Source organism: Minwuia thermotolerans, from assembly GCF_002924445.1.
GTDB lineage: Bacteria > Pseudomonadota > Alphaproteobacteria > Minwuiales > Minwuiaceae > Minwuia > Minwuia thermotolerans.
In genome coordinates this window covers 24088-30573 of the sequence record NZ_PIGG01000024.1, presented here as the reverse complement: position 1 = coordinate 30573, position 6486 = coordinate 24088, and the positions used below count along the sequence as shown (strand labels likewise).

The 6486-nt window shown below is 64.2% G+C and carries 6 protein-coding genes; 5 read left to right on the top strand and 1 reads right to left on the bottom strand.

Annotated elements, in window-relative coordinates:
* The first annotated feature begins 57 nt into the window (after nt 1-57).
* Nucleotides 58-1229, top strand: a protein-coding gene (locus tag CWC60_RS05685) for an IS3 family transposase (RefSeq protein WP_109792214.1) whose coding sequence is annotated in 2 segments (ribosomal slippage) — nt 58-322 and nt 322-1229 — 1173 coding nt in all. Because the reading frame shifts where the segments join, the coding sequence is not laid out codon by codon here.
* Here the strand turns inward: CWC60_RS05685 and CWC60_RS05680 are convergent.
* A complete protein-coding gene (locus CWC60_RS05680; protein ID WP_125182727.1) occupies nt 1226-2002 on the bottom strand; it encodes a tetratricopeptide repeat protein in 777 nt (258 codons plus the stop codon). The two genes, CWC60_RS05685 and CWC60_RS05680, sit on opposite strands and share 4 nt — an antisense overlap.
* A 237-nt stretch (nt 2003-2239) precedes the next feature.
* Between CWC60_RS05680 and CWC60_RS05675 the strand changes: the two genes are divergently transcribed.
* The 4 genes from CWC60_RS05675 to CWC60_RS05660 are packed head-to-tail and all read left to right on the top strand — an operon-like array spanning nt 2240 to nt 6484.
* Complete coding sequence (locus CWC60_RS05675) at nt 2240-3919, top strand: AMP-binding protein (RefSeq protein ID WP_164516392.1); 1680 nt, start codon at nt 2240-2242, stop codon at nt 3917-3919.
* Between the two features lie 8 nt (nt 3920-3927).
* Nucleotides 3928-4170, top strand: a complete 243-nt coding sequence (locus CWC60_RS05670; protein WP_109793028.1) for an acyl carrier protein — start codon at nt 3928-3930, stop codon at nt 4168-4170.
* Nucleotides 4171-4223: 53 nt separating this feature from the next.
* A complete protein-coding gene (locus tag CWC60_RS05665; RefSeq protein WP_109793027.1) occupies nt 4224-5096 on the top strand; it encodes a hypothetical protein in 873 nt (290 codons plus the stop codon).
* Between the two features lie 59 nt (nt 5097-5155).
* The gene (locus tag CWC60_RS05660; protein ID WP_109793026.1) at nt 5156-6484 is read left to right on the top strand and encodes a tetratricopeptide repeat protein; all 1329 of its coding nucleotides are present in this window, start codon (nt 5156-5158) and stop codon (nt 6482-6484) included.
* The last annotated feature ends 2 nt before the right edge of the window (nt 6485-6486 follow it).

Here is a 6486-nt window from a genome sequence, read left to right as displayed (position 1 = left end):
TGAGCCTCCCCCATTGAATTGGTCCATCCTGATGTTTTGGAACAAGGAGGATCAAAGATGGCAAGGAAGCGTCACAAGCCTGAGGAGATCGTGGGCAAGCTCCGCCAGGCGGACGTCCTGCACAGCCAGGGCATGTCGATGGCGGATGCGATCCGGCAGCTGGGTATCAGCGAAGTCACCTTCTACCGATGGCGCAGGGAATATGGCGGCATGAGCGGCGATCAGCTGCGGCGTCTGAAGGAGCTCGAGAAGGAGAACGAGCGGCTGCGCCGGGCGGTCTCCGACCTGACCCTGGACAAGCAGATTCTGAGTGAAGCTGCGAAGGGAAACTTCTGAGCCCCTCGCGTCGCCGACGTTGCATCGATCATGTCCGCCGGCGTCTCCGGATATCGGAGCGCCGGGCCTGCCGGGTTCTCGGCCAGCACCGCTCCACGCAGCGCCATCTCCCGCGTGGACGTGATGACGAGGCCCGGCTGGTGGCGGACATGATCGAGCTGGCCCGTCAGTATGGCCGATACGGCTATCGCCGGATCGCGGCCTTGCTTCGGGAGGCCGGCTGGCAGATCAACGACAAGCGGGTCGAGCGCCTCTGGCGGCGCGAGGGGTTGAAGGTACCGGCCCGGCAGCCGAAGAGGCGGCGGCTGTGGCTGGGCGACGGATCCTGCATGCGGCTGCGGGCAGAACGGCCCAACCATGTCTGGTCCTATGACTTCGTCCACCACCGGACACATGATGGCCGGACCTTCCGGACCTTGAACGTGCTGGACGAGTTCACGCGCGAGAGCCTGGCGATCCGGGTTCGCCGGAAGCTCTCGTCGGTCGATGTGATCGACGTCCTGACGGACCTGTTCATTCTCCGCGGTCCACCGGCCTTCGTTCGCTCCGACAATGGCCCCGAGTTCGTCGCCGAGGCCGTGCGGCGCTGGATATCAGCGGTGGGCGCCAGAACGGCGTTCATCGAGCCGGGGTCACCCTGGGAGAACGGCTTTATCGAGAGCTTCAATGCCCGGTTCCGGGACGAGCTGCTCGACGGGGAAATCTTCTACACGCTGAAGGAGGCGCAGGTGGTCATCGAACAATGGCGCCGTCACTACAACACGATCCGACCGCACAGCCGTCTCGGCTACCGACCACCGGCGCCGGAGGTCATCATTCCGCCAGGCTGGCCGTCAGGCTCCGCTCCGCTTCACCAGCCGGCCGGCTTGGCGGCAAAGCCGCCCATGCACTAACATTCCACCCGGACCAATCGCTGGGGGCTGGTCAGCGCCAGGGGTGTATAGCGTCCATCATCGGCCTCGGCGATCCGGAGCAGCTTGAACAGCGTCAGCATTCCCTCCCGCTCCAGGCCACACCTGATCTCGGCCCGTGCGAGGTTGAGCAGAGCGTTCTGCGAGGATTGTCCATGCTCGACCGCCTGGCGGAGCGCCGCAAGCGCTTCCTGATTGCGGTCGAATTTCAGCAGCATCCGTCCGGCGGTCAGCCAGCCCTCACTCGAAGCCGGCGCCATCCACACAAGCGTCTGGGCCAGATCGAAAGCCTCTTTGTCGCGTCCGCCGGCCACCGCCTCGCGCATCGAACCAACGATACGGCCATGAAGGTCTTTCGACAGAGCCTGGACACGGTCGGGGTTCGCACCGATCTGCGATGTGAGTACAAGGGCGTGTGCGGCCTCCTCCGGTCGATCCGACGCGATGAGCGTGTCGACCGAAGCGAAAAGACGCTCGGCAAGGCGTCCCTTCGCCTTTGCCGCAGCCGACCGCATCTGCATGATGCTCGCCGGAAGCGTGTGCAACAGCGTAAACAGGCCATCCTCCCGGTCCACGCTGGCCACCGCCGAAAGCGCCAGTTCGGCCATTTCCGGCTGTTCTACGCAGAGACGAACAAGGCGAGCCCCTTCTCCGGCGCTGTCCTCGACAGCGAAGGCCCCTTCGGCCCCGCCACCATCATGAATATCCGGGTTCCCAGTCACTGTACCTGCCGCAACGGTCGTCTGGTCGTTCACTTGCACCCTGCCCGCCGCACCGATCGTCTCCCGAACTCAATACTTCAGAACCTGTACCGGACGCAGGCGCCCGGAATGACTGGACTGTATCGGGTCAAGACCGGGCCGCCTCTCCAAACAGACGCTTGCCTTTACCACCGATCATTGGCGGGATGCTAGGCCTTCCAAGGCGCGATGTTGTGGGTTAGATCACCGCTACCGTCAAAATCTGCAACGCCGAGCGTCGATTACCCGAGCATGTCTTCCTCCGATACGAACCGCTTCGCCGACGCGCTGCTGGACCATTTCCGGGAGCGGCCGGGCGCCCGGGCCGCATCCTTCGTCACTGCCGCCGGAAGGGTCGACCTCGGTTTCGCGGATATCGAGAGGGACTGCAGGCGCTTCGCGGCCGCCTACCGGAACGCCGGCGTCGGCCAGGGCGGGACGGTCCTGATCTTCCTGCGCCATGTACCCGAACTTTACGGCAGCTTCTTCGGCGCCATGCTGGCAGGGCATGTCCCTTCCCTGATGCCCTGCACCTCGCCGCGTCAGGATTCTGGCCTTTACTGGCGCAGCCACGACAAGCTGCTGCGGCGCATCCGGCCCGACGCGATCGTGGCCAGCGACGAGACTTTTGCGGAAATGCAGGAGGCCGGGCTCGACCTTGCGGCCATACACCAGATTTCGATCGACAATCTGGCCGCGGACGAGGGCGGTGCGGCTCTTGCGCCGCCGCCGGGCGAGCACATTGCCCTGTTGCAGCACAGCTCCGGCACGACCGGGCTGAAGAAGGGCGTCCGGCTTTCCTTCGATGCGATCCGCGCGCAGGTCGACAGCTATGCGGGCGTCCTGTCGTTGGATGATGAGGACCGCATCGTCTCGTGGCTCCCGCTCTATCACGACATGGGCCTGATCGCCTGCATGATCACGCCCGCCTATCTCGGCATCCCGGTGACCCATATCGATCCGTTTCACTGGCTTTCGCGGCCGGGCCTGCTTCTCGATCTGCTGGACAAGGAACGGGGCACCTTCTGCTGGCTGCCCAATTTCGCCTTCGAGCACCTCACCCTGACGGCCGGTCGAGATGCCGCCAGCTACGAGCTCGGCCGTGTGCGTGCGTTCATCAACTGCTCGGAACCCTGCCGCGCCTCGACCTTCCATCGCTTCGCCGAGGCTTTCGCGGCGGCCGGCGTGAACAAGAACCAGTTGCAGTGCTGCTACGCCATGGCGGAGACGGTGTTCGCCGTTTCCCAGACACCGCTCGGCCAGGCACCGCGCGTGCTGACCGTCGACGGCCAGCTGATGCGCACCGAAGGCCGTGTGGCCGACACGGCGCCCGGCGCGCCGGAAGCGCTCGAGGTCATCGAATCGGGTCAGGTGATACCGGGCCTTCGGGTCGAGATCCGCGACGAGGGCCGCCGGCCCCTGCCGGAAAGACATGTCGGTGAGATCGCCATCGCCGGCGAGTTCCTGTTCGACGGCTACAATGCGGACCCCGAGCGCACGGCTGCCCGGCTGGAGAACGGCTTCTATCACAGCGGCGATCTGGGTTTTCTCGCCGACGGGCGGCTGTACGTGCTCGGCCGCACCGATGATCTGATGATCGTCAATGGCCGCAACATCTACGGCCACGAAGTCGAGGCCGAAATCGCCGGCATCGACGGCCTGAAACCCGGCCGGGCCGTCGTGCTCGCCCACGAGGACACACGGATCGGGTCTCAGGTGATGATCGTCATTGCCGAACGCGTCGAGAGGTCCGCCCGATCGTCGCGGGAGATCCAGCGCGAAATCATCGACAGAATATTTTCCATTTTCCAGATCACGCCCAGATATGTGGAACTGGTCGAGGAGGGCTGGCTGATCAAGACGACCAGTGGGAAGATCGGGCGCTCGGCGAACCTCGCCAAGTTTCTCGAAGCGCGCAACCAACAGGGGTGATCAGAGTCATGCAGGCCTCCGAATGGATGAAACACCTCGTCGAAGCCGTCGTCCAGGAGACCGGCGCGCCGGCCGACAGCGTCACGGTGGAGGCCACTGCGGCCGACATTCCGGGCTGGGATTCCCTGGCCCATGTGCGGATCATGCTCAATCTGGAAGCCAGGGCCGGCGAGACCGTGGACATCGATGCGACCTACACCGCCGGTTCGGTCGGCGAACTGACCGAGATCCTCGCCAGGCAGGACGGCTGATCGGGCATGCGCCGCTCGAGACGCAGCCCGGCGCCACAGAAGGAGATGCCGTCATGATGATCGCGCGGATTCCGGAAGACGAAGGCTCGGCCGCAGCCGGCCGCACATTTGGCGTCATCGGTTCCTGCCGCGTGCACAATCCTGTTCAGGCGATGGTGAAATCGGCCCGGCTGAAGCGGGTCTGGCGTGAATTCAACGCCTTCACCCATGGTCCCATGGAGGCGTTGCAGTATCTTCGTTTCGCCCGCGGCGAAGTCGACATTCCCGACAGCTTCGCGCCGTACATCTTCTCGGTCGAAACCACGCCGCAGCGCGACGAAGCCCTCGCCGAGGCGGTGCGGCAGATCGATTTCATGATCGTGGAGATTTCATCCTTCGCCCGCTTGAACTGCGGCCTGTACGAATTCCAGCAGAACTACTTTTCGGAACACTTCGTCCGCCGCGGCGGGATCGACTTTCTCGAATGGTGGCGCAATGTCTCCCAGCGCAACCCGGCCGCGGTTTCGAGCGCCGACCAGCTGGTGGAGATGCGGCGCGCCGGCGACAAGACACTCCGCCCTTCGGAGGAGGAGATCGTTCGCACGCTGCAATTCCGGGAGTTCACCGACGACGAGTTGATCGAACGTATCATGGAGATGGCGCGTGACGCCTCGCTGCCTCTGATCCTGGTACCTCATTTCAGCTTCGATACAGAAGACAATCCGATCTCAGCCATGCGTCTGCGTAACCGCAGGGTTGTGAAAGAAGCGGCCCGGCATCTGGGCGCCGGATTTTTCGATCCGACCGATGAATTGTTGGCCTATGGCCGAGAGAAGGCACTGAAAAACGATGGCCGTGACATCTATCACTACTCGCCGGAGTTCGATGCGCATGTGGGTTCACGGATTCTCGAAGTCCTTCCGGAAGTTGGGTATGGTATGCAGTAGTGGACGATGCTCGGGACAGGCGGGGAGCATTCGTTGTGAACGCGGCATCGGCGAGTAGGATGGACGCAACGACATCGACAATCCGGCGGTCCCGGGCGGAAACGCATGCGGCGGCCGGCGAGCCCGGCCTGGCCGACACGCATTGGCGAGCGGTGCTGGAAGAAGATCCTTCCGACACCGAAGCGGCAATTCATGTCGCCGCTTTCGCTCTCATGTCCGGCTTCCCGCGAAACGCTCTGGTCTATGTATGCCTGGCGATCCGTCATGGCCGCAGTGACGCCGAGACACTGCGCCTGGCCTATCGCTGCTGCATCGCCCTCGAGGGCGACCGGCCGGACGAAAGCGCGTCCGACGAAGTGCCGGAAGGCCGCATGATCGACCATCTCGTCGCTTGCTCGGCCGCGGAAACCGAAGAAATTCTCTGGCCCGAGGCGCGACGTCTGTTGCTCAGGCTCGTCGAGACGCTGTCGATGGAACGGAAAGGAAGTTCCTGGCCGGAAGGCGCGGAAACCGGCGACAACCCCCCACTGCAGGACGGCCAGGCCGTGCAGGAACTTGCCGGCCGCGTCGAAGCCGCCTTCGAAGGCCGCGAACAGGATGAGGAAACCGCCGCCACGCTGAGCGCGCTGCGCCTGGATCACGCCGCCCACGCCGCCTGGTTCCGGCTTGGCTGGTCGCTGCTGCGCACCGGCCATGCGGCCCTGGCCAGGGACGTCTTCGCCCTGTGCAGCGAACTCGTCCCAGAGAGCATATCCTATCGGCTCTATCTCGGCCGGGCCCTCTCCGCCAACGCGGAATACGATCTCGCCTATTCGGTGTTCGATGAGCTCCGCAACATGCCGAGCCGATCGAAGACCGACGAGTACCATCTAGCGGAAGCCGAAGCCGCCAAGCGTTCCATGATCACGCGCCTGATCCTGATGACGAGAGATGCGGTGAACGATGGCGATGTTGCCCGCGCCTGGTCGATCTACGAGTTGATCCGCCATCATCCCGTGGTCCAGGGGGATCCAAGCGTCGAGGCCCGTATCCTGAAGGCGTCGCTGGACCAGGTGCTGGAGGCCCATCGGGAGGGCCGCGGCGACGTACTTCCGCTGGCGGCCGCCCATCTGGATCGCGAACCCGACAACATCGCCGCGCAACAGATCATCGGAATGGCGCTGATGGCCGAGGGACGGTTCGTGGAAGCAGTGCCTTACTGGGAGTCTCAGGCCGAACAACTGCCTGACAACGCCCTGGCGCATCTGCAACTCGCCAAATGCCTGGAACGCGCCGGGCAAAAGGTACGCGCACGGGAATCGGCCCGGGTGGCCCTGGAACTGGACCCGGACCTGAAATCGGCCTCGATCATCTATTCGCGGCTGACGCCCGGCGACGGCGAAGGATAGTC

Bases quoted from the DNA above. Each gene is read 5' to 3' on its own strand.
- CWC60_RS05665 (WP_109793027.1), top strand. From the start codon at position 4,224: ATGATGATCGCGCGGATTCCGGAAGACGAAGGCTCGGCCGCAGCCGGC.
- CWC60_RS05660 (WP_109793026.1), top strand. From the start codon at position 5,156: ATGGACGCAACGACATCGACAATCCGGCGGTCCCGGGCGGAAACGCAT.
- CWC60_RS05670 (WP_109793028.1), top strand. From the start codon at position 3,928: ATGCAGGCCTCCGAATGGATGAAACACCTCGTCGAAGCCGTCGTCCAG.
- CWC60_RS05675 (WP_164516392.1), top strand. From the start codon at position 2,240: ATGTCTTCCTCCGATACGAACCGCTTCGCCGACGCGCTGCTGGACCAT.